The sequence below is a fragment of the Methylobacterium sp. FW306-05-D genome, assembly GCF_058782155.1.
This window is the reverse complement of record NZ_JBYSXL010000020.1, coordinates 39,341-66,152: the sequence shown is the minus strand read 5'-3', so window position 1 is coordinate 66,152 and position 26,812 is coordinate 39,341. Positions and strand designations below refer to the sequence as shown.

Annotated in this window: 22 protein-coding genes, 1 tRNA gene and 3 pseudogenes; 16 read left to right on the top strand and 10 right to left on the bottom strand. The window is 70.9% G+C overall.

Features of this window, described 5'->3' with window-relative positions; genetic code table 11:
• Positions 1-1,361: chromosome partitioning protein ParA (locus AC3WLN_RS09835; protein WP_492480818.1), on the bottom strand; the 1,361-nt coding region annotated here is incomplete at its 3' end.
• Between the two features lie 394 nt (positions 1,362-1,755).
• Positions 1,756-2,016, bottom strand: a complete 261-nt coding sequence (locus tag AC3WLN_RS09830; protein ID WP_492480817.1) for a hypothetical protein — start codon at positions 2,014-2,016, stop codon at positions 1,756-1,758.
• A gap of 307 nt (positions 2,017-2,323) precedes the next feature.
• Here AC3WLN_RS09830 and AC3WLN_RS09825 point away from each other — a divergent pair, with 307 nt between their 5' ends.
• Positions 2,324-4,975, top strand: coding sequence for an MHYT domain-containing protein (locus tag AC3WLN_RS09825; RefSeq protein ID WP_492480816.1), 2,652 nt, complete (start codon positions 2,324-2,326; stop codon positions 4,973-4,975).
• 10 nt (positions 4,976-4,985) lie between these two features.
• Here AC3WLN_RS09825 and AC3WLN_RS09820 read toward each other — a convergent pair whose 3' ends face one another.
• Entirely contained in the window at positions 4,986-5,981 is a 996-nt protein-coding gene (locus AC3WLN_RS09820) for a LacI family DNA-binding transcriptional regulator (RefSeq protein ID WP_492480815.1), read from the bottom strand.
• 176 nt (positions 5,982-6,157) lie between these two features.
• Between AC3WLN_RS09820 and AC3WLN_RS09815 the strand changes: the two genes are divergently transcribed.
• Both AC3WLN_RS09815 and AC3WLN_RS09810 read left to right on the top strand, forming a co-directional pair.
• Positions 6,158-7,315 (top strand): Gfo/Idh/MocA family protein, encoded by a 1,158-nt coding sequence (locus AC3WLN_RS09815; RefSeq protein ID WP_492480814.1) that lies wholly within the window; start codon positions 6,158-6,160, stop codon positions 7,313-7,315.
• A 171-nt stretch (positions 7,316-7,486) separates the two neighbouring features.
• Positions 7,487-8,746, top strand: a complete 1,260-nt coding sequence (locus AC3WLN_RS09810; protein WP_492480813.1) for an MFS transporter — start codon at positions 7,487-7,489, stop codon at positions 8,744-8,746.
• Between the two features lie 159 nt (positions 8,747-8,905).
• Here AC3WLN_RS09810 and AC3WLN_RS09805 read toward each other — a convergent pair.
• A pseudogene (locus AC3WLN_RS09805) lies at positions 8,906-9,049 on the bottom strand (methyl-accepting chemotaxis protein); the annotation flags it as partial.
• A 178-nt stretch (positions 9,050-9,227) separates the two neighbouring features.
• Between AC3WLN_RS09805 and AC3WLN_RS09800 the strand changes: the two are divergent.
• A complete protein-coding gene (locus AC3WLN_RS09800) occupies positions 9,228-9,614 on the top strand; it encodes a VOC family protein (protein WP_492480812.1) in 387 nt (128 codons plus the stop codon).
• Positions 9,615-10,008: 394 nt separating this feature from the next.
• On the opposite strand, the gene AC3WLN_RS09795 is transcribed toward AC3WLN_RS09800, so the two are convergent.
• Positions 10,009-11,253 (bottom strand): methyl-accepting chemotaxis protein, encoded by a 1,245-nt coding sequence (locus AC3WLN_RS09795; RefSeq protein ID WP_492480811.1) that lies wholly within the window; start codon positions 11,251-11,253, stop codon positions 10,009-10,011.
• Positions 11,254-11,572: 319 nt separating this feature from the next.
• On the opposite strand from AC3WLN_RS09795, the pseudogene AC3WLN_RS09790 reads away from it, so the two are divergent.
• From AC3WLN_RS09790 to AC3WLN_RS09780, 3 genes and pseudogenes are all read left to right on the top strand, one after another.
• Positions 11,573-12,211: pseudogene (locus AC3WLN_RS09790) on the top strand (transposase); the annotation flags it as partial.
• 39 nt (positions 12,212-12,250) lie between these two features.
• Positions 12,251-12,973 carry an autotransporter outer membrane beta-barrel domain-containing protein gene (locus AC3WLN_RS09785; protein ID WP_492480823.1) on the top strand — a complete coding sequence of 241 codons (723 nt, stop codon included), beginning with the start codon at positions 12,251-12,253 and terminating at the stop codon, positions 12,971-12,973.
• Positions 12,966-13,169 carry a hypothetical protein gene (locus AC3WLN_RS09780; RefSeq protein ID WP_492480810.1) on the top strand — a complete coding sequence of 68 codons (204 nt, stop codon included), beginning with the start codon at positions 12,966-12,968 and terminating at the stop codon, positions 13,167-13,169. Before AC3WLN_RS09785 ends, AC3WLN_RS09780 begins: the two co-directional genes overlap by 8 nt.
• 105 nt (positions 13,170-13,274) lie before the next feature.
• Here the strand turns inward: AC3WLN_RS09780 and AC3WLN_RS09775 are convergent, their stop codons facing one another.
• Together AC3WLN_RS09775 and AC3WLN_RS09770 are read right to left on the bottom strand one after the other, a co-directional pair.
• Positions 13,275-14,126 (bottom strand): alpha/beta fold hydrolase, encoded by an 852-nt coding sequence (locus AC3WLN_RS09775; RefSeq protein ID WP_492480809.1) that lies wholly within the window; start codon positions 14,124-14,126, stop codon positions 13,275-13,277.
• 236 nt (positions 14,127-14,362) lie between these two features.
• Positions 14,363-15,172: a glutathione S-transferase family protein gene (locus AC3WLN_RS09770; protein WP_492480808.1), complete on the bottom strand. Its 810-nt coding sequence runs from the start codon at positions 15,170-15,172 to the stop codon at positions 14,363-14,365.
• A gap of 148 nt (positions 15,173-15,320) precedes the next feature.
• Here AC3WLN_RS09770 and AC3WLN_RS09765 point away from each other — a divergent pair, with 148 nt between their 5' ends.
• The 3 genes and pseudogenes from AC3WLN_RS09765 to AC3WLN_RS09755 form a co-directional block, all read left to right on the top strand.
• Entirely contained in the window at positions 15,321-15,974 is a 654-nt protein-coding gene (locus AC3WLN_RS09765; protein WP_492480807.1) for a TetR/AcrR family transcriptional regulator, read from the top strand.
• A complete protein-coding gene (locus AC3WLN_RS09760; protein ID WP_492480806.1) occupies positions 15,971-16,939 on the top strand; it encodes a quinone oxidoreductase family protein in 969 nt (322 codons plus the stop codon). The genes AC3WLN_RS09765 and AC3WLN_RS09760 overlap by 4 nt, the downstream gene beginning before the upstream one ends.
• A gap of 253 nt (positions 16,940-17,192) precedes the next feature.
• Positions 17,193-17,366: pseudogene (locus AC3WLN_RS09755) on the top strand (IS481 family transposase); the annotation flags it as partial.
• 289 nt (positions 17,367-17,655) lie between these two features.
• Here the strand turns inward: AC3WLN_RS09755 and AC3WLN_RS09750 are convergent.
• Positions 17,656-17,731, bottom strand: a tRNA-Ile gene (locus AC3WLN_RS09750).
• Between the two features lie 331 nt (positions 17,732-18,062).
• Here AC3WLN_RS09750 and AC3WLN_RS09745 point away from each other — a divergent pair.
• The 4 genes from AC3WLN_RS09745 to AC3WLN_RS09730 all read left to right on the top strand — a co-directional run bounded on the left by AC3WLN_RS09745 (position 18,063) and on the right by AC3WLN_RS09730 (position 22,196).
• On the top strand, positions 18,063-19,154 hold the full coding sequence (locus AC3WLN_RS09745) for an alkene reductase (RefSeq protein WP_492480805.1): 1,092 nt from the start codon (positions 18,063-18,065) through the stop codon (positions 19,152-19,154).
• 170 nt (positions 19,155-19,324) lie between these two features.
• Complete coding sequence (locus tag AC3WLN_RS09740; protein WP_492480804.1) at positions 19,325-21,223, top strand: PAS domain S-box protein; 1,899 nt, start codon at positions 19,325-19,327, stop codon at positions 21,221-21,223.
• Positions 21,220-21,939 carry an HAD-IA family hydrolase gene (locus AC3WLN_RS09735; protein ID WP_492480803.1) on the top strand — a complete coding sequence of 240 codons (720 nt, stop codon included), beginning with the start codon at positions 21,220-21,222 and terminating at the stop codon, positions 21,937-21,939. Before AC3WLN_RS09740 ends, AC3WLN_RS09735 begins: the two co-directional genes overlap by 4 nt.
• Before the next feature lie 32 nt (positions 21,940-21,971).
• Positions 21,972-22,196, top strand: coding sequence for a hypothetical protein (locus AC3WLN_RS09730; protein ID WP_492480802.1), 225 nt, complete (start codon positions 21,972-21,974; stop codon positions 22,194-22,196).
• A gap of 5 nt (positions 22,197-22,201) precedes the next feature.
• Here AC3WLN_RS09730 and AC3WLN_RS09725 read toward each other — a convergent pair whose 3' ends face one another.
• Positions 22,202-24,652: a PAS domain-containing protein gene (locus tag AC3WLN_RS09725; RefSeq protein ID WP_492480801.1), complete on the bottom strand. Its 2,451-nt coding sequence runs from the start codon at positions 24,650-24,652 to the stop codon at positions 22,202-22,204.
• Between the two features lie 108 nt (positions 24,653-24,760).
• Complete coding sequence (locus AC3WLN_RS09720; protein WP_492480800.1) at positions 24,761-25,258, bottom strand: outer membrane protein assembly factor BamE; 498 nt, start codon at positions 25,256-25,258, stop codon at positions 24,761-24,763.
• Positions 25,259-25,525: 267 nt separating this feature from the next.
• Between AC3WLN_RS09720 and AC3WLN_RS09715 the strand changes: the two genes are divergently transcribed.
• Complete coding sequence (locus AC3WLN_RS09715; protein ID WP_492480822.1) at positions 25,526-26,125, top strand: ubiquinol-cytochrome C chaperone family protein; 600 nt, start codon at positions 25,526-25,528, stop codon at positions 26,123-26,125.
• Entirely contained in the window at positions 26,122-26,676 is a 555-nt protein-coding gene (locus tag AC3WLN_RS09710; RefSeq protein WP_492480799.1) for a YceD family protein, read from the top strand. Before AC3WLN_RS09715 ends, AC3WLN_RS09710 begins: the two co-directional genes overlap by 4 nt.
• The last annotated feature ends 136 nt before the right edge of the window (positions 26,677-26,812 follow it).

The window sequence follows — 26,812 nt, the reverse complement described above, 5'->3', positions numbered from 1 at the left end:
GCCTCGGCCCGGGCCGCCTCGTCCGCGGCGAAGCTGCGGGCCGAGCGGCGCAGGGCCTCGTGCTGCTTCTGCAGCGAGACCCGGCTCTCGCGGGCGATGTCGAGGGCGCCCTGCGCGAGCTTGCGCTCCGAGCGCTCGTGCTGGAGCTCCTCGATCAGCCGGTGGTTCACCGTCTCGAAATCGGCGCGCTCCACCTCCTGGCGGTGGACCAAGTGGTCGATGCGGTCGGACAGGCTGGAGACCCGGCCCAGCGCCTGCTCCAGGGCGGCGTCCTTGGCCGCCATCGCCTTGGTCAGCATCTCGCAGCGATGCTCGAATTCCGAGCGGGTGCGCTGCATCTCCAGGAAGCGCTCGTTCTGCCGGGCGAGGTCGACCTGGGCGCTCTCCAGCCGGCGCTCCAGGGTGACGCGCTCGATCGAGGCCTCCTTGAGCCCGCGCTCGGCCGAGCGGCCCGCCTCGTCGCGCTCGCGCAGCTGGGTGCGCAGCTGGGACAGCATCTGCTCGGTGTTGGCGAGCCGGCTGGTCGCCGCCTCCACCCGCATGGCGAGGCTGGCGCGCTCGGTGCGGTGGTTGGCGACCTCGGCCTCGTACTGGGCCTCCGCCTTCTGGGCCGCGGCGATCTCGGCCGCCAGCTGCTGCTCGGCATTGTGCAGGGCGACGCGGCCGGCCTCGGCCTGCCCCTCGAAGTCCTGCGCCCGGGCGGTCAGCTCCGCGAGCTGGGCGGCCTGCGCCTCGCTCAGGTTCTGGAGCCGCAGGTTGTCGCGGTCGAGGGCGTGCCGGCTCTCGCGCAGGTCCTGCAATTCGCTGTCCGAGCGGGCCAGCGCCTGGTCGAGGGCCTTGGCCTCGACCCGCAGGGCCTTGCTCTCGCCCTGCAGGGCGCGGCTCTGCTCGGTCTCCGCGAAGAGGCGCCGCTCCAGGTTCTCGGCCTGGAGGGTCTTGTCGCGCAGGGCGATCCGGATCTCCTCGGCCGCCGCGTCGCGGGCCTGGAGACTGGTCTCCAGGTGATGCAGCTGGATCTTGGCGGCCGCCACGTCGTTGGTGGCCGCGGCGAGCCGGCCGGTGGCGTCGGCGAGGTCGCGCCGGAGCGTGCCGGCGCTGCTCTGCTCCATCGCCAGCAGGGTCTCGAGCTCCGCCGTCCGGACCTTGGCCCGCGGCAATTCCTCGGTGATCGCCACGATCGGCACGAGGAGGGCCGAGAAGTCCGCCTGGAGCGACTTCAGGTCGTCCAGCCGCTCCGACATCTCGGCGACGCGGAACCGCAGGCTCTCGTTGTGCTGCCCGAGGGAGTCCAGCGAAAGAGAATCCAGGGAGAGCTCTTCACCGTCCAGTGGAAGCTCGGACGTCTCGACGTCTTCGCCCATCCGGACAAACGGCACGTCGTGTATTGGAGCACGCGGCAGTGCATCGGCCTGCTGTGAGGACGTGGTCTTGCTTTCACTTGCGGTTAATTTGCGGAGCGAAAGCCAGCTCATGTCTGTGGTCCATCCTCTCCGTGGACGACCCACGAGATATTTCCATCAAAGTTGCAATTCGTTGCCCCTGTCAATCGCGGCAGCCGCGGCCTGTTAGTAAATTCTTAACGTATGGTTTTTGTGGCGCAGGACCATCCGGCCGGTGCGATTGCTCGGCTCAGCTTGGCCCCGTCGAAGATGATCCTCGGCCCGATGGCCGAATGCTGCGCCGCGGCCGCGCGAACCTGTGAGGCCTGATCACGCAAGCGTGAACGGGGCGCTGGGGACAGGTCCGGCGGGGCCCTCAAGCTCCCGTCCCGTCCCGAGCGCCGGCGTCGCCGCCGATCCGGCTGAAATCGCCCCAGGCCTCCCGGGCGCCGCGCCAGTCGAGCAGGTGGACGAGGGGGAGGCGCACCTCGACCACGAGGTCGTCGTCGAGCAGGCCGGGAATGATGTCGGTGACGGCGTCGGGAAACCGCGCGGCGACGGCCGCCTCGATCCGCCTCAGGCGCTGGAGCTGGTCCGCCGTCGGCTCGACGATGATGTGCTTGATGACCCGGATCATGCCCCGTCATCGCATGCCGGGCGTTCGGCCGTCAGCCGGACAGCTTGTCCTATGGCGGCGGGATCGCCGCGGGTGGAAGAGCCGGCGGAATCGCCGCGTGTCGGCCTGGGGCCGGGCTTCCGGGCGCGCCCCACGGCTTCGTGAAGGCGGCGGGGGCGCCCGGATGGTCTACAGAGCGTGTACGCCGCCTCCCTGGCCGGCCCGCCACCCTCATCCGCCGCCGCCGCGATCCCCGCGGTCGACGCCGCCGTGCCAGGTCCGCCGGGTTCGAGGGGCGGGGCGCGCCGCCACCGCACGGGCACTTCCCATGGTTCACACTGGCTACGACCCCGCCCTCGTCTCCCTCTCGATCGCCATCGCGGTCTTCGCCTCCTACACGGCGCTCGACCTCGGCGGGCGCGTCCGCGGCGCGGGCCCCCGCCTGCGCTGGGTCTGGGTGGGGACCGCGGCGATCGCGATGGGGGGCGGGATCTGGGCGATGCACTTCGTCGGCATGCTGGCCTTCGCGATGGGCGCGCCCGCCGCCTACGATCTCGGCATCACGGCCCTGTCCCTCCTGGTGGCGATCGTCACCACCGCGGCGGGCTTCGGCTGGGTGGCGATCCGGGGCACCGCGCTGCGGTCGCTCCTCGTCGCCGGGCCGCTGATGGGCCTCGGCGTCGCGGCCATGCACTATGTCGGGATGGCGGCAATGCGGATCCCGGGCGACATGGCCTACGCGCCCGCGATCGTCCTCGCCTCCATCGCCATCGCGGTCTCGGCGGCGACCGCCGCCCTCTGGCTGGCCTTCCGCCGCAACCGGCTCTGGCAGAAGCTGGTGGCCGCCTGCATCATGGGCCTGGCGGTGGCCGGCATGCACTACACCGGCATGGCGGCGGCGAGCTTCACCCTGACGGAGGGCGGCGCCCAGGCGGCGCACGGGGCGGTTCCGGCGGCCGGCCCGCAGAACCTCGCCCTGGCGGTGGCGGGCGTGACCGTCGTGATCCTGTTCCTGGCGATGATGGCGGGCTCCCTCGACCAGGGGCGGGTGCAGCGGCGCCTGCACGTCAGCGAGGCGCGCTTCCGCGCCGCCGTCCGGGCCGTCGACGGCGTGATGTGGAACACCGACGCGGCGGGCGAACTGGTGGAGGAGCAGCCCGGCTGGGAGCAGATCACCGGGCAGAGCTTCGCGGACTATCGCGGCGGCGGCTGGACCCGCGTGCTGCACCCGGACGACGCGGAGAATGCCCGCCTGGTCTGGGAGGCGGCGGTGCGGACCGGCACGCCCTACGTGGTCGACCAGCGCGTGCGCCACCCGGACGGGGACTGGCGCCACTACGCGGTCCGCGCCGTGCCGGTGCACGATGCCGACGGCACCATCCGCGAATGGGTCGGCGTGCACGTGGACGTCACCGGGCGGCACGCCTACGAGGCCGCCCTGCGGGAGGCCCGCGACGCCGCCGAGGAGGCGAGCCGCGCCAAGAGCCGCTTCCTCGCCAACATGAGCCACGAATTGCGCACCCCGCTCTCGGCGGTGATCGGCTATGCCGAGATGCTGGAGGAGGAGGCGGAGGATCTCGGCCAGGACGGCTTCCTGTCCGACCTCGGCAAGATCCGCGCGAACGCCCAGCACCTGCTCGGGCTGATCAACGACGTGCTCGACCTCTCGAAGGTCGAGGCCGAGAAGATGGACGTCTACGCCGAGGAGTTCGCCGTCGAGGCCTTCGCGCGCGACGCCGCCGCCACGGTCGAGGCGCTGGTGGCCAAGAAGGGCAACCGCCTCGTCCTCGACCTCGCGCCGGACCTCGGCGCGGCGCGCACCGATTCGGTGAAGCTGCGCCAGTGCCTGTTCAACCTGCTGGGCAACGCCGCCAAGTTCACCGAGGGCGGGACGATCACCCTGCGGGTCCGCCGCTTCGCCGCCGCGGACGGGGACCGGTTGAGCTTCGCCGTCGTCGATACCGGCATCGGCATGTCGCCCGAGCAGGTGGCGGGGCTGTTCCAGCGCTTCGCCCAGGCCGACGAGACGACGACGCGCAAGTACGGCGGCACCGGCCTCGGCCTCGCCCTGACTCGGGCCTTCGCCGGGCTGATGGGCGGGGACGTCGTGCCCGCGAGCGTCGAGGGGCAGGGCACGACCTTCACCCTGACCGTTCCGGCCGTCCTCCCCGCCGTCGAGACGCCCGAGGCCGAGGCGCCGGAGGCGCAGACCGAGCACGAGGCCGCGGGCAGCCGCGGCCTGGTGCTGGTGGTCGACGACGAGGCGAGCCAGCGGGACCTGCTGGCGCGCTTCCTGATCCGGCAGGGCTTCTCGGTGCGGACGGCGGGCGACGGCCGGACCGGCCTCGACCTCGCCCGAACCCTGGCGCCCCGGGTGATCCTGCTCGACGTGATGATGCCGGAGGTCGACGGCTGGACGGTGCTCTCGACCCTGAAGGCCGATGGGACGACCCGCGACATCCCGGTGGTGATGGTGAGCTTCGTGGCCGATGCCGCCCTGAGCGCTTCCCTCGGGGCGGCGGACGCGCTGCCGAAGCCGGTGGATTGGGGGCGCCTGAAGGCCGTGCTGACCCGCCTCGGTCCCGAGCCCGGCGGGGTGCTGGTGGTGGACGACGATGCGGGGATGCGCGAGCGCCTGCGCCACGTGCTCGAGCGCGACGGCTGGTCGGTGCGGGAGGCCGGCGACGGGGCCGAGGCCCTGGCCCGGGTCGACGAGGCCCGGCCCGCCGTCATCCTGCTCGACCTGACCATGCCGGTCATGGACGGCTTCTCGTTCCTGCTGCGGCTGCGCGCCCTGCCGGGCTGCGCCGACATCCCCGTGGTGGTGCTCAGCGCCCGGGACATCTCGCCGGCCGAGCGGAACGAACTCGCCGGCGTCGACCGGGTGGTCCGCAAGGGCGATGCCAGCCTGCAGGAACTGGCCGCCGAGGTCGCCCGCCTCGGCCAGCCCCCGGAGACGGCCGCGGCGGAGACGCCCTGACCCGGCCCGGTCAACACCGGGTGCTGGCGCGCGTTACCAGGCGGGGCCGCACCAGGACCTCGCTGGGGCCGCCCTCCTCCGCCTCGATCAGCGCGAAGGCCTCGGCCGCGACCCGGTCGAGGCCGACATCCACCGTGGTCAGGCGATAGGGCGGCCAGGCCGAGGCCGCGACGTTGTCGTAGCCGGCCACCAGCACGTCCTCCGGACAGCGCAGGCCGAACTCCTCCCGGAGCGCGTCGATGGCGCCCATCGCCGTGAGGTCGTTCAGGCAGAACAGGCCGTCCGGCCCCGTGCCGGACGCATAGAGCGCCCGCACCGCCGCGGAGCCGCCGCCGTGGTGGTGGTCGCCCTGCGCCCGGGCGCAATCGGCGACGCCGAGTTCCGCCAGGCCCTGCCGGAAGCCCGCCTCGCGGCGCTCCTGGGCGAGCGTGCCCGGCCGGCCCGCGATGTAGCCGAAGCGGCGCGCGCCCTGGGCGTGCAGGTGCCTGGCGATCGCGACGCCGGCCCCATGGTCGTCGGCCGCCACCGTCCGGACCCAGCGGCTGGTCACCGCGGAGTTCATCGTCACGATGGGCACGGAGAAGCGGGTCAGGGCCTCGGCCACGTCCGCGGCGTTCACCGAGAGCGACGTGAGCACCGCGTCGACCCGGTAGCCCGCCAGGACCTCCACGGCCGAGCCGAGCGCCCACTCGTCCTCGACGACCACCAACATGACCTGCCGCCCCGCCCGCTGGAGGCCGGCGGCGAAGCTCTCCAGGGCCATGGCGTGGAACGGGTTGGCGAGGCCGCCGACCGCCACGGCGACGAGGCCCGAGCGCCCGGTCGTCAGCGAGCGCGACAGCAGGTTCGGCCGGTAGTCCAGGGCCTCGGCGGCCGCCAGGACCTTGGCGCGGGTGGCCGCCGAGACGACGCCCCCCGGCGTGAAGGTCCGCGACACCGCCGATTGCGAGACGCCCGCCAGCCGCGCCACGGCGATAGAGGAGGGCGGGCGGGTCCTGGTCACCACGGTGAAGTCTCCCGGCCAGCCCCTGCATGAGGCGCAGGGCATCCATGTGCGCCCGACTGCATCCCTATGCAACATTCGCTGCAGCGCACAGTTGACGGGGACGCAGCCCGCTCGGCCCCGGCTCCCGGCCGCGAGCCGAACGCCCGACCCGCTCCCCCGTGCCCCCGGAGATCCGCATGAGCCTCGCATCCGCCCTCGGCCTGACCTCGGGCCGCAAGGTCCGCTACGCCTTCGTGGCCCTCGGCGACATCACCCAGGAGGCGATGCTGCCGGGCGTGGCCCATACCGGCAATTCCGAGGTCGTGGCCTTCGTCACCGGCGACCCCGAGAAGGCGCGGGGCGTCGGCGCGCAGTACGGCGTCACGGATTCCTACACCTACGAGCAGTTCGGCGACCTTCTGGCCTCGGGCACGATCGACGCGATCTACCTCGCCACCCCGAACTGGCGCCACGCGGAGTTCGCGATCCCGGCCCTGGAGGCGGGCATCCACGTGCTGGTGGAGAAGCCGCTCGAGATCTCGACGGCGAGGTGCCGGGAGATCCTCGCGGTCGCGAAGGCCTCCTCGGCGAAGCTGATGGTGGCCTACCGCCTGCACTTCGAGCCCGCGACCCTCGCGACGATCGACCTGATCCGCTCGGGCAAGCTCGGCGACCTCCTCACCTTCACCTCGACCTTCACCCAGATGGTCTCGCCCGAGAACCACCGGGCCCGCAGCGGCGTCGAGGCCGGCCCGATCTTCGACATGGCCCCCTACCCGGTGAACGCCGCCCGCTACGTCTTCGGGGCGGAGCCCACCGAGGTGGTCTCGGCCGTCGGCATGCGCCATCCGGAGGCGGGCCTCGGCGATTTCGACGACACCGTCGCGGTGACCCTGCGCTTCCCCGGCGAGCGCCTGGCGCAGTTCGTGCTGTCCTATGTCGGCAACACCCTCGACACCTACGCGGTGGTGGGCACGAAGGGCAGCGTCGAGGTCAATCCCGGCTACATGTACGGCAAGTCCCTGGAGCACACGGTCACGCTCGGCGAGACCAAGACCCACGAGAGCTTCCGCAACACCGACCATTTCGGCGGCGAGCTGCGCTACTTCTCCGACTGCATCCTGAACGACCGCGACCCCGAGCCCGACGGCGAGGAGGGCTATGCCGACGTGCGGGTGCTGGAGGGCATCGTCGAGGCCCTGAAGACCGGCGGACCGGTGCGGCTGGAGCCGTTCACCCGCGCGAAGCGGATCGACACCGAGGCCCAGCGCGAGACCCTGCGGGCGAAGGCGTCGCCCGACCTCGTCAACACCTCGAACCCGGGCAAGGGCAAGGACAAGGTGCCGAAGAACTGATCGCGGCCCGATCCCCGGGCACGCGCCCGGGGCCTTGGCTCCTCACAGCGGACCTCAGAGACCCATGGACAGCCTCACGCGGCCCGAGCCGGGCCCGACCCTGATCCGCGCCGGCCGGCCCGGCGCCGCCTCGGCCCACGGCCTCGACCGCCGTCACGCGGAGAGCCGCCGATGAGCCTGGTCGATCTCCCCGAGACCGCCCCGCTCGAGGCCGCCGCCGCGGCGGACGCCACCCCCGGCCGTCCGGCGCCCGCGTCGCACCCGACCCTGATCCTCGTCGCGCTGGCGACGGGGGGATTCGCGATCGGCACCACCGAATTCGCCGCCATGAGCCTGCTGCCGGCCTTCGCGCCCGATCTCGGGATCGACGCCGCCACGGCGGGCCACGTCATCAGCGCCTATGCCCTCGGGGTCGTGGTCGGTGCGCCCGTCATCGCGGTGCTGGCCGCCCGGATCGCGCGGCGCAGCCTCCTCGTCGGCCTGATGCTGCTGTTCGCCCTCGGCAACGGGCTCTCGGCCCTGGCACCGAGCTACCCCTGGATGCTGGCCTTCCGCTTCCTCGCCGGCCTGCCGCACGGGGCCTATTTCGGCGTGGCGGCCCTGGTCGCGGCGTCCCTCGTCCCGCGCGAGCGGCGCTCGCAGGCGGTCTCGCGGGTGATCGCCGGCCTCACCGTGGCGACGGTGGTGGGCGTGCCGCTCGCCAACGGCATCGGCCAGCTCGTGGGCTGGCGCTGGAGCTTCGGCCTCGTGGCCCTGCTGGCGCTGGCGACCGCGATCCTGGTGCGGCTGCACGCGCCGCTGGGCGCGCCGGCGCAGGGGGCCAGCGCCCTGCGGGAGCTCGGCGCCCTGCGGCGCGGCCAGGTCTGGCTGACCCTCGCCACCGGCGCCATCGGCTTCGGCGGCCTGTTCTCGGTCTATACCTACCTCGCCTCGACGATGCTGGAGGTCACCCACGCGTCGCCGGGCGCGATCCCGCCGGTGCTGGCCCTGTTCGGCCTCGGCCTCACCCTGGGCAACCTCGCCTGCGCCTGGGCGGCCGACCGGGCGCTGATGCCGGCGGCCGGCGCGACCCTGGTCTGGAGCGCGGTGGCGCTCGCCCTCTACCCCTACGCGACGGGCAGCCTCTGGACCCTCGGGCCGGTCGTCTTCCTGATCGGCTGCGGCGGCGGACTCGCCACCATCCTGCAGACCCGCCTGATGGATGTGGCCGAGGACGCGCAGACCCTGGCCGCCGCCCTCAACCACTCCGCCTTCAACGTCGCCAACGCCCTCGGCCCCTGGCTCGCCGGGCTCGCCCTCACGGCCGGGTTCGGTCTGCCCGCGACCGGCTGGGTCGGCGTCGCCCTGGCCCTCGGGGGCCTGGCGATCTGGGCGGTCTCGATGGTCGCCGACCGGCGCGCGGGCATCCGGATGGCCGTCGCCCGGTCCTGATCGCGGCCGATCCGGTGTTCGGCGTCGGTCAGGATCGGACGCCGCGGGCGAACCGGACGGCCCCTGCGAGGCGTTCGATCCGTACCGGAATAACCCGGGGGAGGTCCCGGAGGGCCGGTGCCTCGGGGCGTCCGGGAGCGATGCCTGCCACCGGCGCAGGTCCGCCTCGCCCACGGCCGTGCGGGCGAGGTCGGAGGAGCCCGCGACCTGGCGGCCGATCTCCTGCACCGAGTTCCCGAGCTGCTCGGCCGCGGCCCCCACGGTGTGGACGTTGGCGGCCGCCTGCTTGGAGGCGGCGGCGACTCGAACGGGCGCCGGCAGCGATGGGCTCGGCCGGAGCCCGCCCCATCGCCCGGAGAAACGAGAACGTCCTCGAATCGTCCCGCGCGGTGTGGCAGCACGGTCCGGCGGCGCGGGTCCGGTCCGGATCACGAGCCACCCGTCGCCGGCGGCGGGATGCACGCTCAGGGAGACACCACGGATGCAGTGTCGCTGCGATCACCTTCACCTGCGCAGCCGCGACGCGGTCGCGGCTGCGTCGTTCTACGAAAGCGTCCTCGGCGCGCGCGAGATCCGGCGGGACGGGGCGCCGGCGGTCCAGCGCGTCACCCTCGACCTCGGAGGCCTAACCCTGTTCATCGAGCAGGCACCGGATGACATCGCGGGGGCCTCGACGCCTCCGCATCTCGGCATCGAGCACATCGGTCTCGCGGTCGACGACATCGAGGCGACCTATGCCGAGCTGGGGCATCGGAATGCCGCGATCGTCTCCGGCATCACCGACGTGCGCCCCGGCCTGCGCGTGGTCTTCATCGAGGGACCGGACGGCGTGCGCATCGAGCTCCTGCAACGCTCCGACCCCGCCTGACGCAGGGCCCGCCGCCCGGCGGTCCGGACCGAAGGCGTTCGAGGCAAGGCCGCCGAGGCTCATGTGAGGGCGGCAGATGTTGATGACCGCCCGCCCTCGGCTGTCACTTTCCCGAAACTGGTCTTCCGGCTACACATGGCTGCCGCTATGAAGCAGCCTTTTCCCTGGCCTGGTCCAGGATATCGGTCAGTTTTACCCTACAAAGCCGAATCAAGGAAAAGACCCGCATTTTTCGCAGGGCTCTCTACGGGATCGAAGCGGACGTCCAGCACACTTTCGAAATGCTCAAACGCTTCAGGCGAGTCATTTTACAACGCAAGAAGATCGAGGTCAGATTCTCAACCTTCGCCTCTTTGATGATCGAGTTCATGATTATCAAATTCATCCATTTGGCCTAAGAAGAATAGGACTTCACCTCTTGGCGCAATCGAGACGAATCATTACTCAGATTTGACGTTCGTTCTAGAATATTAGACGAGTTTCGCTTATTGTTGGAAACAACGGAACTCAGCTCATTGATGACATTGTTTAGAGACTGTGCTGCAGTGCTTGATATCTTCACCGCGTCGTCGATCTTGACGATCGCGTTGCGCTGCATCTCCAGATCCTTCCCCAGGGCCGACGTGTCGCCGCAGAGCTCATCGACGCTGCCGGAAACCTCTTGAATCGATCCCACGATCGCCGAGACGATCTGCTGGATTTCGCCGACACGAAGTTTGATCTCCTTCGCGGCAGTGGCCGAACCGACGGCCAGTTGCTTGACCTCCGAGGCCACCACGGAAAAGCCGCGGCCCGCCTGCCCGGCCCGCGCCGCTTCGATCGTGGCATTCAGCGCGAGGAGCTGTGTCTGGCTGGAAATCGAGCCGACGACGTCGATGATATTGCCGATCCGGCCGGCCGCGTCGGCTAAGCTGGCAACCGTTGCCTGGATGTCGGCGGCGCGCTTGGCGAGATCGGAGGTGCGGGACTGGCTGCCCTCCATCCGGCTGGAGACCATATCCACGGTGCTGCGCAGGCGATCGGTCGAATCCGCGATCGAAAGTGCCGTGGATGCGGACTCGTCCGCAGACGCCATCGCGGCCTCGATCCGGGTCGCAGCAATCTCGGCCGCGACCACCAGCTCCCGGGCGGAGGCGGTCAGTTCCTGCGCCGTGTCGGCGACCCGGTAGGCGACCATTGCGATCAGGCCGTCCTCGGCAAGCGCCTGGGCCGCCCTCTGCCGCAGGGCGTGCTCGGCCGCGAATGTGTCGAGATGTTCCACAATCGCGACAGAGCATCGCTCCGTCGGGTGTGGAATCGCCGTGACGGTCGACCTGACCGTCAGCGAAGTTCCATCGAGGCGCTTGAACGCCCACATGCGGCGGACGAACCCGTGCGCTTGGTAGGCCGCATTGAACGCAGCCATGGATTCCTTGACGGCGAGTCCGTCGGGCTGCTCGTCCGCCAAACGCTGCATGATCCCGTGGCCGAGGATGTCCTCGACCCGCTTGGCGCCGAACGCGGTGCAGCAAGCTGGGTTTGCAAAAACGATCGTGCCGTTGTGCAGAATGAGGATAGGTGAACTGAAGTGATCGAGTGTGGTCGATTTGACGGCCTCAAGGTCAAGCCCGACCTTCGATGTATCGGATGACTTGCGCATGCGTGCCGAACGCCATCGGCGCATCGTTCCAATCATAGTCGCCATCTCACACGGTTCGTTGCTATGCCTAGATTGCAATTTAGCTTTGCCATAATTAATACTAATTTTCTTTCGCGAGTCGTTGACGTGTCTAGCATGTCATTTATCTCTGACATGATTAACGCTCGTTTTCTGCGGTCAGAGGAAGACGCGCAACCATCGGTTCGTGCGCTGGCGATCAAGGAGCTATGCGGGAAACCGGGTGACGACGGTGGATTGAAGGCGGCGTATCGAGGCGGGTGTCGAGCCAGCCAGAACCTCTCGGCGAGAGCGAGACGCCATGGAGACGCCGATCAACATCGTCCGGCTTCGTCAGTCCGAGGCCATCGACGCCCCCCTGACCGAGGTGCTGCGGGCCGGGGCCCGGCGCCTGTTTGCCCAAGCCGTGGCGCTGGAGGCGGACGCCTTTCTGAGTGCACTGCAGGATCTGCGGCGGCCGGACGGATGCGCGCGGCTGGTGCGGCACGGACACGGGCCGGAGCGGGCGATCCAGACCGGCATCGGCCCGGTGGCGCGGGTCCGCGTCCGGGATCGCGGTGGGGCAGGACCTGCTGATCGGGTCCGGTTCCCCTCGACGCGCCTGCCGAAGTGGGCGCGGCGCACCCGCATCCTGGCTGCGCTGCTTCCGGTCCTGTACCTGCGCGGCATCTCGACCAACGACTTCCAGGAGGCGCTGGCCGCCCTGCTGGGTCGGGACGCCCCGACCCTGTCGCCGGCCGTCATCGCCCGGCTGACGGCAAGATGGGCTGACGAAGATGCCCGCTGGCAGGGACGCGACCTCTCGGCGCGCCGCCACGTCTCCGTCTGGGCCGACGGCGTCGACCTCCAGGCCCGGATGGAGGATCAGGCCGCGTGCAGGCTCGTGCTGATCGGGTCGATGCCCGAGGGCCGGAAGCAACTCGTCGGCTTCCAGGTCGGGGCCGCGAGAGCGCCCAACCGCGACTTCACGGCACCGGCGGTGACGGACAACAGCGCGCCGTCGCCGGACATCTCAACCGCTCCTACCTGTTTCAGGCGCAGGGCGACCTCGACACGGTGTTCTTTGCCCTCGACCGGACCGAGACGGCTGCGGGCCGCGCAGCTGGCCTCCAATCCCTGTCGGGCGAGGCCATCGGCAACGCCACGGCCGCGGCGGACCTCACCGGAGCGATCCCGTCCGCCGGCGGCGCGCCGGGGACGGAGGGACTATCCCTGTGGGCGCGCGCTCGGCGGCCCCGGCCGTGTCGGCGGTCGCAGCGGGTTCGATCTCAACCAGGCCGGCGTGCTGGTGGGCGCGGACAAGCAGTTCGATGGCGGCCTGCTCGGCGTGAGCTTCGGCTATGCCGACGGCACGACCACCGGCGTTGCGAGCCCGAACCGCAGCTCGGCCGGCGCCTATCAGGGCTCCGTCTACGGCGCCTTCGCATTCGATGCCGTCTTCGTGGACGCCGTCGCGGCCTACACCCACACCGACAACCGGACGAGCCGCGGCCTCAGCTTCGGCGACCTGTCGCGCACCGCCATCGGCAGCTTCGGCGGCGGCGACGTCAACACGGCGATCAGGCTCGGGACCCGTACGCGCATCGGCGCCCCCTACGCCGAGCCGAGCGTCGGCCTCGACTGGGACCGCCTGAGCCGTGACGGGGTTCGCCGAGCAGAATGCCGGATCGGCCGGCCGCCTCTCGCGATCCGAGGTGCATGACATCGTGCAGCCCTCGGTCGGCCTGCGGGTGGGTTCGGACTTCCTGCAGGACGGCATCCTCGTCAGGATTGCCACAGTCCGTGTGGTGGGTCAGTCCCGGCGCCGGCCGACGGCGCTCGATCGCCGCGCGCAGAGCTGCGATGGTCAGGCGTGCGTCGATCGACCGACCGGTAGGGCCGCCGACTGGCAGGCCTGACGATGCGCTCGTGGTCGACGGCGGTTACCGCCGGATCGAGCGCGTCGCCGACGAACAATTCATCGGGCTCGTGAACCAGCCCCACGCAGATCCGTCCGTCGGCGGTCACCTCAGGAAGGGGCGCAGCATCTCCACGAGCTTCGTCGGCTGTTCCTCCGGGATCCAGTGACCGCTCCCCGTCACCACGGACGCCGTGACGTCGTCGGCCAGTTGCCGCATCACCTGCCCGACCATCTCGCCCAGGCTGAACTCGGCGCCGAGGGCCAGCACCGGCATGGTCAGCCTGACGCGGGCGTTCTCCGTGTTGTTCGCGGCGTCGAGCGGGAACGTCCGGTAATGTGCGAACGCGGCCCGCAGGCCACCGGGCGCTTTCAGGCGATCCACGTAGAAGGCGATGTCGTCCTCGCCGACGGCATCGGGATCGTAGCTGAACTTGCGGATGAAGTCGGTGAAGAACGCGCGTTCGCGCCCGGCGATCAGGGTCTCGGCGACATCGGGGATGGAGAAGAACGGCACGTGCCAGACGTGCGGGAACTTGCCCACGTCCATCACCGCCTCCAGTCCGAAGCCGGGCAAGACGCTCTCCAGCACCGCGAGCCGGCGGACCTTGCCGGGGTTCCGGGCCGCATAGTCGTAGGCCACCAGCATCCCGACGTCGTGACCGACCAGGTTGATCTCGTCGAAGCCGAGATGGCGCACGAGGTCGGACACGTCCTGCGCGACGGTGCGCTTGTCGTAGCCCGTGAGGGGCCGGTCGGAGTCACCGAACCCGCGCAGGTCGGGCGCGATGACCGTATAGTCGGAGGCGAGGGACGGGATGACGTGGCGCCAGGTGCGCGAGCTCTGGGGGAAGCCGTGCAGCAGGACCAAGGGCGGCCCCTCGCCCGCGCGCGCGAAGCGGATGCGGATGCCGTTCACATGGGCGCTGTGATGGGTGACGGGGTGCGGATGGGCCATCGGCTGCTCCTTGGCGAGGCGAGCGGCGGCAGTGCCGCCGGCGCGCGTCGCAGGGATGTCGGGGTCTCTGGGGCGGGAAGGCCCGGCCGACGGGAGCCGTGCCCCCCATCGGCCGGACGAGGCATGCGAGATGGCTGGAGCTGCGCCCGACCACGTTGGGTCGGGGCACATCTCCAAGCCTTAGTTGTGCTGCGCTTTCTTTCGACGAACCGGCATCCATTTCGTCGGAAAGCGCTCTAGGCGGGCTCGAAGGCCAGCTTCAGTTCGGGATACCAGGTGGTCGTAACGGTCCGGATGAAGCGGCCGAGGTTCGGCAGCGTGCGGGCGAAGTCGGTGATCTCCGGGTGCATGCCGCGCGCCTGGAAGAACGCCTGGGTGAAGCCGAACACCGTGGCGTCGTAGGAGGTGGGGCGGTCGTCACCGAGCAGGAAGCGCTTGTCGCCGATGAGGACGTCGATCGCCTGGAGATCCCGCTTCGCCTTCTCGACGATCTCGGCGGGCGTGAAGCGCGCGATGCCCTGGTCGTAGCAGCGCTTGCGGAAGTCCTCGCGGCGCGCGGCGAGCGCGTCCTGGATCTCGACCGGCAGCGCGGACGGATCGCCGACCATCGCCTTCAGGATGAAGTCCCAGCCATTCTCGTCGAAGAACTCGTAGTAGATGATGACCCAGTAGAGGTGATCCTCCAGCGTGCCCTGGACCATCTGGCCCAGCGCCTTCTGAGCCGGGGAGAGATTCGCGTCGGGGTCGCCCACGGTGCGCTTCAGGTAATCGATGACGAGGCCGGAATCGGCGATCCGCGTGTCGCCGACGCTGACGAACGGCACCTTGCCGCGCGGGCCGACGTCCGGAACCGGCTCGGCGACGACCTCGTGCGGGACATTGAAGAGGCGGAAATACGCCTGCAGCCGCGCGCCGTAGGGAGACAGGGTCTGCACGTAAGGCGAGAGCGAACTCTCGCCGAGCATGACCGTGTGCAGCTTGAAGACGGTGCTGCCATCGACCTGGATGTCGTCGTAGCGGTTCTCGAAGATCGGATAGTGCTTCATTTCCAGTTCCAATCGGATTGAGACATTCACCCGCTCCGCCGAGTGGCTGGCGGAGGGACCGCGGGGGACCGGGGTTTTCCCTGGTGACTTCGTACCGCGATTTATGTACTATCCCGCATAGAAACTGCCGTCAAGGATTTTATGCGAGATGGTACAGAAAAGAGGAGACGCGGTCGCGAGACCCCGGGGCCGGCCGAGGAAGTTCGACGAGGCCGAGGTCCTGGAACGGGCGCGCGACGTGTTCTGGAACTACGGCTACGCCGCGACGTCGCTCGACGACCTCGCCGCGGCGACGGGGCTGAACCGACCGAGCCTCTATGCCGCCTTCGGCGACAAGCACGCGCTCTACCTGCGCGCGCTCGAGGAGAACCGGACCTGGTCGGTCGAAGGCATCCGACAGCGCCTCGACGGCGACGCGCCGTTGCGCGAAGCCCTGTACGATTTCCTCGTCGAGGCGGCGGCCAGCACGCTGGCCGGCGACATGGGTGCACGGGGATGCTTCGTCGTCTGCACGGCCGTGACCGAGGCCTTGCGCGACCCGGACACCCGTGCGGTCGCGGCAGGCTATGTCGAGGACGTCGACCGTGTCTTCCGAGAGCGCTTCGAGCGGTCGAGCGGCGAACTGACCGTCGGGGTCGATCCCGCTTCGGCTGCGGCGGTGGCCTCGGCGATGCTGCAGACGTTGGCGGTGCGAGCACGGACCGGCAGCGGGCGCGAGGCGTTGGCCGGCATCGCGCAGGTCGCCGTGACCCTGATCTGCGGGCCGCCCGACCAGCGTCGCGCAGCGGGAGCCGGAGCGTGAGGGCCGCGGTGGTCGACGCGGGCGGCGGCCCCGAGACCTTCCGCCTCGCGAAACTGCCCGATCCCCGCCCGGGTGAGGGGGACGTCCTCATTCGGGTCGAGGCGATCAGCGTCGAAGGCGGCGATCTCGCGGATCGACGCGACGGTCGGACGCTCAATCCCCGCGTCCTCGGCTATGCCGCCGCCGGGACAATCCTCGAGCTCGGCAGCGCGGTAGAGGGGTTCAGGATCGGTCAGCGGGTGACGACCTTCGCCTTCGCCGGGTCGCACGCCGAGTTGCGCGTCGCCCCGGCGGCGACGACCTTCGCCGTCCCCGACGGCCTCGACATGGGTGTCGCGGCGGCGATCCCGTGCGGGCCAGGGACGGCCGCGCTGGCGCTCGACCTCGGCCGGCTGAGTGCCGGGGATACGGTGCTCGTCACCGGCGCGACCGGTGGTGTCGGCACGGCCGCCGTTCAGCGCGCCGCCGCGTTGGGTGCGAGGGTCATCGGAGCCGCGCGAAGCCGCGCCGCCCTCGATGGGGTGAAAGCCCTCGGGTTGGCCGACGCGGTCGTGACCGGGGACCGGCCGGCGAGCGCGCAGGTCCGCGCCCTGACGGGCGGACGCGGCGTCGACCTCCTCATCGACACCGTCGGCGGCGGCGTCCTCACGGACGGGCTTCTGGCGCTGGCGGACGGCGGCCGGGCGGTGATGGTTGGGGTGATCGGCGGGTTCAACACCCCCATCGACGCGGGCCATCTCCTGGCCCATCGCCTGACGGTGACCGGCTGCTTCATGGGCGCCGTCATGGCCGACCCCGGAACGCGCCGACTGATCGAGGACCTGTTGCGCGACGGCGCGGACGGACGTTTCCTCGTCCCGGTCGATGCCGTGTTCCCGCTGTCGGACATCGCAGCGGCGCACCGCCACGCCGAGCGGGCCGGCCGGCTCGGCCGGGTCATCGTGAAGATCCCGAGGGCGGAGTGACTATCTTGGCCGGGTCCGCCGGCTCGGCCAAGGCACACTGACCAACACCGGCCGTTGCGGCCCGCGTGGACAAATCTTTCTCCGCACACAGAGGCGGTCCATCAAACTCACCGGCCGTGCGGAACGGACAGCTGGGCGTCCGAACGCACGAGGTAACTCCGAATCGAATCCCGGATGCAGACCCTCCCAGGTGTGCAGTCCCGTGGTGTGGTGGTGCCTTATTGGCGCTGGGGCGTCAGGCGCAGGATGCACTATGGCAGGACTTCTTCACGGCAGCGCCCGCACGACGCCGCGTATTCGAGCCGGGCTCCAAGCGTCGAAAGAAAGTAGCCGCTCCCTTGCCGCCCAGTATGGCCTGAACCCGAAGACAGTCGCGAAATGGCGCAAGCGGACGGTGACAACAGATGGGCCGATGGGGCCGAGAAAAGAGACGCGTGATCCTGCGCACCGGGATCGGGTATCAGACCCGTTCTGCCATTTGATCTTGCGCGCCGCCGAAGGCCGGGGTCACCCCTCGGAATGGCCTAAATCCCTGTTCCAACAAGCGAAGAACCGCAAAATCCCACCCCATCCCAGATGATCCCGCATCTGCCATCTGATCCAGCGCGTTACACGACGGACAAGCGTGCGGAACCGGAAGAAGCACCAAAAGGTGGGCACTCCCGTGGGCGCAGCCGGCGCGCCCGACGGAATGTCGCCTAAGCCTTTGAGGTTATTGGTGGGCCCGGCAGGACTCGAACCTGCAACCAGACCGTTATGAGCGGTCGGCTCTAACCATTGAGCTACAGGCCCTCCGCTGCGGCAGCGGTGGATAGAGCGATAGCCGAGTAGCGGGCGCGCGTCACCCCGGATTTGCCGGCCGGGCCCGTGCGGGAGGAACCCGACCCGCGCCGAAGGCCGGCCCGGCGATGCGAGGGGTTCGCGGCCGTGGCGGATCTGCCCCGGGGGTTCCGCGTGACGGTGCGGGGCGTGCGCCGGCGCACAAGGTTGCCGTCCGGGGTGGCGGTTCCGTCTGGCCGTGCCGGGGACGACAACCACATGAGGTTATCGGCAGACGCGGCGGAGGCCGCGCGCCGTCGCTCGTCCATTCCGTTTGTCCTTGAAACAACGTGAGACTGCCCGCATGCCCTCCCTCTCCGATCCGATCCGCATCGGCGCGATCGACGCCAAGAACCGCGTCTTCATGGCGCCGCTGACCCGCGGCCGCGCCTCCCGCACGCACGTGCCGACGCCGATCATGGTGGAGTATTATCGCCAGCGCGCCAGCGCCGGACTGATCCTGACGGAAGCGACCGGAATCTCGCAGGAAGGCCTGGGCTGGCCCTTCGCCCCGGGCATCTGGTCCGACGCGCAGGTCGAGGCCTGGAAGCCGGTCGTCCGGGCCGTGCACGAGGCGGGCGGCAAGATCGTCTGCCAGCTCTGGCACATGGGCCGCATCGTTCATCCGGACTTCCTCGGCGGCCGGCAGCCGATCTCGTCCTCGGCCACCACGGCCCCGGACGCTGCCCACACCTACGAGGGCAAGAAGCCCTACGCCGAAGCCCGTGCGCTGCCCGTCGACGAGATCCCGCGCCTGCTGGCCGATTACGACCGCGCGGCCCGCAACGCCATCGCGGCCGGCTTCGACGGCGTGCAGATCCATGCGGCGAACGGCTACCTCATCGACCAGTTCCTGCGCGACGGCGCGAACTTCCGCACCGACGCCTATGGCGGCTCCATCGAGAACCGCATCCGCCTGCTCACCGAGGTGACGCAGACGGTGGCCGAGGCCGTCGGCAAGGACCGCACCGGCGTGCGCCTCTCGCCCAACGGCGCCATCCAGGGCGTGGACGATTCGAACCCCGAGGCCCTGTTCGGCGCGGCGGCCGCCGCGTTGTCGAAGATCGGCATCGCCTTCCTGGAGCTGCGCGAGCCGGGGCCTAACGGCACCTTCGGCACGGCCAACCACGCCCCCGTCGCGCCGACGATGAAGGCGGCCTTCGACGGCCCCCTGATCCTGAACTCGGATTACGACGGCCCCCGCGCGCAGGCGGCCCTCGACGCGGGCCAGGCCGACGCCATCGCCTTCGGGCGTCCCTTCATCGCCAATCCCGACCTGCCCGAGCGGCTGTTCGCGGGCGCGCCCCTGAACAAGGACGAGGCGAAGACCTGGTACAGCCAGGGTCCGGAGGGCTACGTCGACTATCCGACCCGGGATGCGGCCCGGGCCGCCTGAGCGGCCGACCGGGTCGGGGCCGTCCGGGTCGTCTCCGACCCCGGGACGGCCCCTCCACCGGCGGAGGGCCCGGTCGATCGCGGAACGGTCCCGGACGCCTCAGTAGCGGCAGGCGCTATCGCTCGGAGGGGAGACACCCTATGTGTTGCCATCGACGGGGATAACCGCGCTTGCCTTCGACCGATGCCTGCTCAGCCGCGCCGACCGGATGGACCGAGTCCGATCGGCTGGCGGAGCTCGCCAGCCTCGATCTGACGGCGGCCGGGCGCGAGACCGCCTACGACGACCTGACCCGCATCGCGACCCTGGTCTGCGGCGCGCCCATCGCCCTGGTGAGCCTCGTGGAGGCGGACCGGCAATGGTTCAAGGGCCGCACCGGCGTCGACCTGCCCGAGACGCCGCGGCGGATGTCGATCTGCGCGCACGCCCTCGAGGCGGGGTCGCTCCTCGTCATCCCGGACCTGACCGCAGACCCGCGCACCCGGGACAATCCCCTCGTGAGCGGCGAGCGCCAGCTGCGCTTCTACGCCGGCGCCGTCATCCACTCCCGCGCCGGCTTGCCCCTCGGCACGGTGTGCGTCCTCGATCGGGTCGCGCGCCCGGACGGGATCACCCCGGTCCAGGCCGAGGCGCTGGAGGCCCTGGCCCGCCAGGCCGCCACGCTGATCGAGCTGACCCGGACGCGCCGCGAGGTCGATGCCCGCGAGGCGGAGCTCGAGGCGAGCGAGCGCCGCTTCCGGGTGATGACCGGCGCGATGCCGCAGATGGTCTGGACCACGCAGCCCGACGGCTACCACGACTTCTACAACGACCGCTGGTACGAATTCACCGGGATGCCGCCCGGCTCGACGGACGGCGAAGCCTGGAACGGGATGTTCCATCCCGATGACCAGGAGCGGGCCTGGACGCGCTGGCGCCACAGCCTGGCTACGGGCGAGCCCTACGAGGTGGAGTACCGCCTGCGCCACCATTCCGGAGCCTATCGCTGGACCCTCGGCCGGGCGATGCCGCTCTACGATGCCGAGGGGCGGATCGAGCGATGGTTCGGGACCTGCACCGACATCGAGGACCTGAAGCGGGCGGAGGCCGAGGCGCGCAAGCTCGCGGCCATCGTCGAGCAGTCACAGGACTTCATCGGCATCGCCGACCGCGAGGGATCGGTCCAGCACATCAACGAGGCCGGGCGGCGCCTCGTCGGGCTGCCCGACGTCAACGCCGTGGCCGGGACCCAGCTCCTCGACTACTTCATGCCCGAGAGCCAGGCGCTGGTCACCGGCACGGTCCTGCCCGCCGTCGAACGGCAGGGCTGGTGGGAGGGCGAGCTCGCCTTCCGGCACTTCGGCACGGGGGAGGGGATCGCGGTCCTCTACAACATCTTCCCGGTGCGCGACGATGCGGGCCGCTTCGTCGGCTACGCCACCGTCACCCGCGACCTGCGCGAGCGCAAGCGCGCGGAGGAGGCGCAGGACCTCCTGATCAAGGAGCTGTCGCACCGGATCAAGAACATCTTCGCGGTGGTGGGCGGCATCGCCGGGCTCTCGGCCCGCACCGACCCGGCCGCCCGGCCCTTCGTCTCGGCCTTCCGCGAGCGCCTCGGCGCCCTGGCCCAGGCCCACGAATACGTTCGGCCCCACTCCCCCGCCAGCGCCCCCGCGGTGAAGGGCCAGACCCTGTTCGGCCTGATGCGGCTGATCATGGCGGCCTACGTGCAGGATGGGCGGGAGCGGATCGTCGTCGACGGCGACGACGTGGCCGTGGGCGAGCGCGCCGCCACCGCGCTGGCCCTCATCATGCACGAGCAGGCCACCAACGCGATGAAGTACGGGGGCCTGTCGACCGAGACCGGCGGCGTCCGTCTCACCGGCCGGCGCGAGGGGGCCTTCTACATCCTGACCTGGGCGGAGAGCGGCGGCCCGACGGTCATCGGTCCGCCGTCGCGGCAGGGCTTCGGCACGGTCCTGGCGCAGCGCAGCGTCGTCGGGCAGCTCGACGGCACCCTGGAGCAGGACTGGGCCCCGACCGGCCTCGTGATGCGCCTCGTGGTGCCGGTGGACAATCTCGAGTCGTGAGCGGGCGCCCCTACCGCCTCGTCGTCTTCGATTTCGACGGGACCCTGGCGGACAGCTTTCCCTGGTTCGCCGGGGTCATCAACGGGGTGGCCGACCGCTACGGCTTCGCCCGCATCGCCGCGCACGAGACCGAGACCCTGCGCGGCATGGATGCGCGGGGCATCGTCCGGCATCTCGGCATTCCGGCCTGGAAGCTGCCGCTGATCACCCGCCACATGCACCGGCTCGCCGCCCGCGACATCGCCGCGATCCGGCTGTTCCCCGGGGTGCCGGACCTGCTGGCCGACCTCGACGGGGCGGGTCTGCGGCTCGGCATCGCCAGCTCGAACCGCGAGGCGACGATCCGGCGGGCGCTGCGGAAGGAGGCCCGGCGCTTCACGCACTATGCCGGCGGCGCCACGCTGTTCGGCAAGGCGCGGCGCCTGCGCGCCCTGATCCGCGATGCCGGGGTCGCCCCGTGCGACGCGCTCTATGTCGGCGACGAGATCCGCGACCACCAGGCCGCCTCCGAGGTGGGCTGCGCCTTCGGAGCCGTGGCCTGGGGCTATACCCGCGCCGACGCCCTGGCCGCCCGGGGGCCGGCGCACGTCTTCGCCGATCCCGGCGAGATCACCCGTGCCATCGTGTCGGGCCCGCCACAGGACGCTGGAAACTGCGCCGCGGGCCGGGCCGCCGGCTTGCCACCCGGTCCCGCGGCGCGCCAGGTTACCGCCTGATAGGTGCCGCTCGGCGCACGGGAAGCTCGCGCATGGACAAGTCGCCTCGATCGCCGCCGACCGGCCCGGCCGTCACGCCGGACCGGGAGCCGGCGGTCCGCCGCGTCCGGGCCCGCGGAGCGCGGTCGCACTTCTTGGTGGCCTGCCTCGCCGGCGGCCTGCAGGCCGCCTACCAGCCGCAGCCCGAAGCCGAGGTCTCCGACCGGTTCGCCGGCTTGATCGCCCGCCTCGAGTCCGGGGCGCCCGACGCGTCCTGACGCCGTCAGGATCGTTCGCGCCGACCGCGCCGGCTGCGCGCCACCGCCTTCCGCAACACCCGTGAGAGCTGCTCGACCGAGTAGGGCTTGTGCAGCAGCTCGAAGCCGTGCGCGCCTTCCTCGGCCAGGACGTGGCTGTAGCCGCTGGCCAGCACCACCGGCAGGTCGGGCCGGCGGCGGACGATCTCCTTGGCGAGCTCGATCCCGTTCATGCCCGGCATGACGATGTCGGAGAACACCACCTCGAAGCGGAACGGGATCTTCTCGAGCTGGCGCAGGGCGTCGGCGGCGGAGGTCGCCCAGACCGTGTGGTAGCCGAGCTCGGCCAGGGTCTGGGTCGCGAAGCGGCCGACCTCCGGGTTGTCCTCGACCACGAGGACGCAGGTGCCGTGCCCCTCGGTCAGGGGTTCGGCCTCCTCGGGGAGCCCGACGGTCTCCGGCACGCCCGCGACCCGCGGCAGGTAGAGGGTGAAGGTCGAGCCGTGCCCCGGCGCGCTCTCCACGACGACCTCGCCGCCGGACTGCTTGGCGAAGCCGAAGACCTGGGACAGTCCGAGGCCGGTGCCCTGGCCGACGCCCTTGGTGGTGTAGAACGGCTCGAAGATCCGATGGAGGTCGCCCGCCGCGATGCCGGAGCCGGTATCGGTCAGCGACACGGCCACGAAGGCGCCGGCCCGGATGTCGAGGGGCGGGATGCCCTCGACGGTGCCGACCCGGATCGTCAGCCGGCCCTGGCCGTCCATGGCGTCGCGCGCGTTGACCGCCATGTTCACCAGCGCGGTGTCGAACTGGCTCGGGTCGGCATGCACGTAGCAGGGCGTCTCGGGGACCTCGACCACGATGGCGATGCGGGCGCCCGTCAGGGTCCCGACCATCTCGCTGATCGCGGCGACGCCGGTGCCGACGTTGAAGGTCTCGGGTTTCAGGGCCTGGCGCCGGGCGAAGGCGAGGAGCTGACCGGTGAGCTTGGCCGCCCGCGCCACCGTGTCGGAGATCGCGTCGACGTAGCGGCGGCGGCGGTCCTCGGCGAGCCCCGGCCGCTTGAGGAGATCGGTGGAGGACTTGATGACCGTGAGGAGGTTGTTGAAGTCGTGGGCGACGCCGCCGGTGAGCTGGCCCACCGCCTCCATCTTCTGCGCCTGCCGCAGGGCCTCCTGGGCCTGGTCGAGGGCGGCCTCCCGGGCCTTCTCCTCGGTGATGTCGCGGCCGCTGCAATAGGAGCGCCCGCCCTCCGGCACCGCGGTCCAGGAGAGCCAGCGGTAGCCGCCGTCGCGGGTGCGATAGCGGTTCTCGAAACGGAAGACGGGCGTGCTGCCGGCGAGCGTCCGGATCGCCGCCTGCGTGCGCTCGACGTCGTCCGGGTGGATCAGGTCGATCACGGGGCGCCCGGCGATCTCCGATTCGGACCAGCCGAGCACCACCTCCCAGGCCGGGTTCAGGCGCTCGAAATAGCCGTCCGGGTGGAACACGCCGAGGAGGTCGGGGCTGACCAGCCAGGTCAGGCCGCGCTCGTTGGAGCGCAGGATGACCTGGCGCTCCAGATCGGCATTGAGGAAGCGCAGCTCCGCCTCGTTCCGGCGCAGGGCGATCTCGGCCAGCGCCCGGTCGGTGACGTCGACGCCATCGACGAAGATACCGGTGACGGCGCCGTCGTCGTCGAAGATCGGCTGGTAGACGAAGTCGAGATAGAGCTCGACCTCGGGTCCGTCGGCGGCCTTCAGGGTCAGTTTCGAGGCCGTCGCGGTGAAGGCCTCCCCGGTGCGGTAGACGGTGTCGAGCAGGTCGAGATAGCCCTGGGCGACGGCGTCGGGGAGGGCCTCCGCCACGGTCCGGCCGAGCACCGGCCGGTTGCCCACGAGGCGGCGATAGGCCGGATTGGCGAGCTCGAAGCGGTGTTCGGGCCCGCGCAGGACGGCCATGAAGCTCGGCGCCTGGGCGAAGAGCTGCTCGAGGCGCTCGTGCTCGGCCCTGGCCCGGCGCTCCGCCCGGACCCGGCCCGTGGTCTCGGCACAGGCGCAGAACATGCCGGCGACCCGCCCGGCCTCGTCGCGCACGGGCGTGTAGCCGAAGGAGAAATAGGTCTCCTCCGGGTAGCCGTTGCGGTGCATGATGAAGGCGATGCCGTCCATATGCGTCGCCTCGCCCGCATAGGCGCGGGCGAGGATCGGCTCCACCTGGTCCCAGATGTCGTGCCAGAGGTCGCGGAACGAGCCGCCGAGGGCGGCGGGGTGCCGCGCGCCGCACATGGCGGCGTAGCCGTCGTTGTAGAGCGTGATGTAGTCCGGCCCCCAGACGATCAGCATCGGCTGCTGCGAGCCGAGCATCACGCCCACGAGGGTCTTGAGCGCCTGGGGCCAGCCCGCCGGCGCGCCGAGGGAGGTCGCCGACCAGTCGTGCTGGCGCAGGAGCGCGCCGGTCTCGCCACCCTCGACGAGAAAGGCTTCGCGAAACGGCATCCTAGGGTCCTCTGCCGGCCCGGGGGCGAGCCCGGGCGGGCCGTTCATGGCATGGGCCGCCCGGCCCATTGGACAGCCGACCGGGCCCGCCCGCGCGGACCAGGCCGGTCAGAGGCCGCGATTGGCGCCCGGAACCACGCTGGCGCCGGACCCGCTGCCGAACGGCTCGTACTTGGTCAGGCCGCGGAAGAGCTGGCTGAGGAAGGCGCGGTCGGCGCCGCTGGTCGGCGTGGTGCGCTCGATGAAGTCGAACACCTTGCCGTCCTGCAGGCCGTAGAGCGCCACGCGCTCGACCTTGAAGGCCGGGGTGAAATAGACGGCGGTGACCTTCTGGTCCTCGACCTGCTCGCCGAGGAACAGGACCGTGCGGCGCGTGTTCTGGCTGATGTAGTACCAGGACTTGTTGCCGACGGTGGAGACGGTGGAGGGCGTACCGAGGATCTGCAGCACCTGCTCGGCGCTCATGCCGGGCTTCACCGTGGCGAGGGCCGCCTGGTCGATCTGGTAGCCGTGGCGGATGTCCTCGCCGATGCAGCCGGACACACCGGCTCCGATCACGCCGAGGACGGCGAGGCGAGCGAGCGACGAGACGAGACGGCGCGACATCGGCCACCCTTGCTGACAGTGAGAAACTGAACGCGTCTTCCGTGAAGGCGACTCCCGGAAGGCGTCCTCCGCGAGGGCATCTTCCAGGAAGGCATCCCGCGGCCCCGATGCCGACCCGGCACCGAGGGCGGAAGAATCCCGATGGAGGTTGCACCTTGACCGTTCGCTGCCGTAACGCGGGGTTATGGTTTTGACAAGGCAAGCCCGGCCACACCCGCCGGCCGTCCGCAGCGGTTCCGAGGCCGCGGGCCGGGGGAGACGCGCATGATGACGGGACTCCTCGACCGGCTGCGCGGCTGGGGGCGCTCGAGCCCGCGCGAGCGGGTGATCGAGACGCTGCACGGCCGCGTCAACGAGGCGGCGCGGCATCCGGACCTCTACCTGCGTCTCGGCGTGCCGGACACGCTGGAGGGCCGGTTCGAGTGCCTGATCCTGCACGTCATCCTGGTGCTGCGGCGCCTGAACCGGCTGCCCGAGCCGGCCGCGGACGTGGCGCAGGACCTCGTGAATTCGGTCTTCCTGCAGCTCGATTCGTCGCTGCGGGAATCCGGTATCGGCGATTTCGGGGTGCCGAAGCGCATGAAGAAGCTCGGCTCGGCCTTCTACGGCCGTGCCGAGGGCTACGATGCCGCCCTCGATGCCGGGGATGCGACGGCCCTGACGGCCGCGCTCGCCCGCAACGTCCTCGGCCTGGACGCGCCGGAGGCGGCGGCCGGGCTCGCCCGCTACGTCGTCGCCGGCGATGCCGCCCTGGCCCGGTCCGACCTCGACGGCCTGATCGGCCTCGGGCCGGCCTTCCCACCGCCGCACACCTTCGCCGCTCCGCCTGCCGGGCCGGAGGGCGCCACGACACGGACAGTTCCATGACCCGTCACGACAAGCCCCCTCACGACAAGCCTCGCCACGACACCCCGCGCCGCGACGAGCCTGGTCCGCTCTCGCGGGCCGTCAGCGTCGACCGCCTGCGCCGCAGCGACGGCCGCCTCGTCGTCACGGCGAGCCCGGAGGAATGCACGGCGCTCGCCGCGGATTTCGGAATCCCGGCCATCCGCGACCTCACGGGAACCTTCGAGACGAGCGGCCCGGCCTCGGCCTTCCGGGTGCGCGGGACCGTGACCGCCCAGGTGACGCAGGTCTGCACGGTGTCCCTCGAACCGTTCGAGGGCCCCGTCTCGGAGCCGGTGGACCTGCTGTTCACCGACACCGACCGGCTCGCCGGGACCGATGCGGAGGATGCCGACGTTCCCGATCCGATCGTCGGCGGCAAGATCGACTTCGGCACCATCACGGCCGAGTTCCTGGCCCTCGGGCTCGACCCCTATCCACGCAAGCCCGGCGTCGCCTTCGCGCCCCATATCGAGGACATGGACGAGCCGCCGCTGGCCGCCCTGCGCGGCCTGAAGCCGGCCAACGACTGAGCCGGCCGGGCCTTCGCCGGGACGGCGTTCCGCGAAAGGTTCAGATTTCGTTTGCCCGCCGGGCCTCAATCGCTATTTTCCGCCGCGCCGGGCAGGGGGCCGGTCGTCCGCCGGCACCCCGTCCACCGTGATGCCT

What these genes read in the sequence shown, in the direction of transcription:
- AC3WLN_RS09830 (WP_492480817.1), bottom strand. Translation starts at nt 2,016, where the DNA reads ATGATCCGGGTCATCAAGCACATCATCGTCGAGCCGACGGCGGACCAG.
- AC3WLN_RS09825 (WP_492480816.1), top strand. Translation starts at nt 2,324, where the DNA reads ATGGTTCACACTGGCTACGACCCCGCCCTCGTCTCCCTCTCGATCGCC.
- AC3WLN_RS09815 (WP_492480814.1), top strand. Translation starts at nt 6,158, where the DNA reads ATGAGCCTCGCATCCGCCCTCGGCCTGACCTCGGGCCGCAAGGTCCGC.
- AC3WLN_RS09810 (WP_492480813.1), top strand. Translation starts at nt 7,487, where the DNA reads ATGAGCCTGGTCGATCTCCCCGAGACCGCCCCGCTCGAGGCCGCCGCC.
- AC3WLN_RS09800 (WP_492480812.1), top strand. Translation starts at nt 9,228, where the DNA reads ATGCAGTGTCGCTGCGATCACCTTCACCTGCGCAGCCGCGACGCGGTC.
- AC3WLN_RS09795 (WP_492480811.1), bottom strand. Translation starts at nt 11,253, where the DNA reads ATGCGCAAGTCATCCGATACATCGAAGGTCGGGCTTGACCTTGAGGCC.
- AC3WLN_RS09775 (WP_492480809.1), bottom strand. Translation starts at nt 14,126, where the DNA reads ATGGCCCATCCGCACCCCGTCACCCATCACAGCGCCCATGTGAACGGC.
- AC3WLN_RS09770 (WP_492480808.1), bottom strand. Translation starts at nt 15,172, where the DNA reads ATGAAGCACTATCCGATCTTCGAGAACCGCTACGACGACATCCAGGTC.
- AC3WLN_RS09765 (WP_492480807.1), top strand. Translation starts at nt 15,321, where the DNA reads ATGGTACAGAAAAGAGGAGACGCGGTCGCGAGACCCCGGGGCCGGCCG.
- AC3WLN_RS09745 (WP_492480805.1), top strand. Translation starts at nt 18,063, where the DNA reads ATGCCCTCCCTCTCCGATCCGATCCGCATCGGCGCGATCGACGCCAAG.
- AC3WLN_RS09730 (WP_492480802.1), top strand. Translation starts at nt 21,972, where the DNA reads ATGGACAAGTCGCCTCGATCGCCGCCGACCGGCCCGGCCGTCACGCCG.
- AC3WLN_RS09725 (WP_492480801.1), bottom strand. Translation starts at nt 24,652, where the DNA reads ATGCCGTTTCGCGAAGCCTTTCTCGTCGAGGGTGGCGAGACCGGCGCG.
- AC3WLN_RS09720 (WP_492480800.1), bottom strand. Translation starts at nt 25,258, where the DNA reads ATGTCGCGCCGTCTCGTCTCGTCGCTCGCTCGCCTCGCCGTCCTCGGC.
- AC3WLN_RS09715 (WP_492480822.1), top strand. Translation starts at nt 25,526, where the DNA reads ATGACGGGACTCCTCGACCGGCTGCGCGGCTGGGGGCGCTCGAGCCCG.
- AC3WLN_RS09710 (WP_492480799.1), top strand. Translation starts at nt 26,122, where the DNA reads ATGACCCGTCACGACAAGCCCCCTCACGACAAGCCTCGCCACGACACC.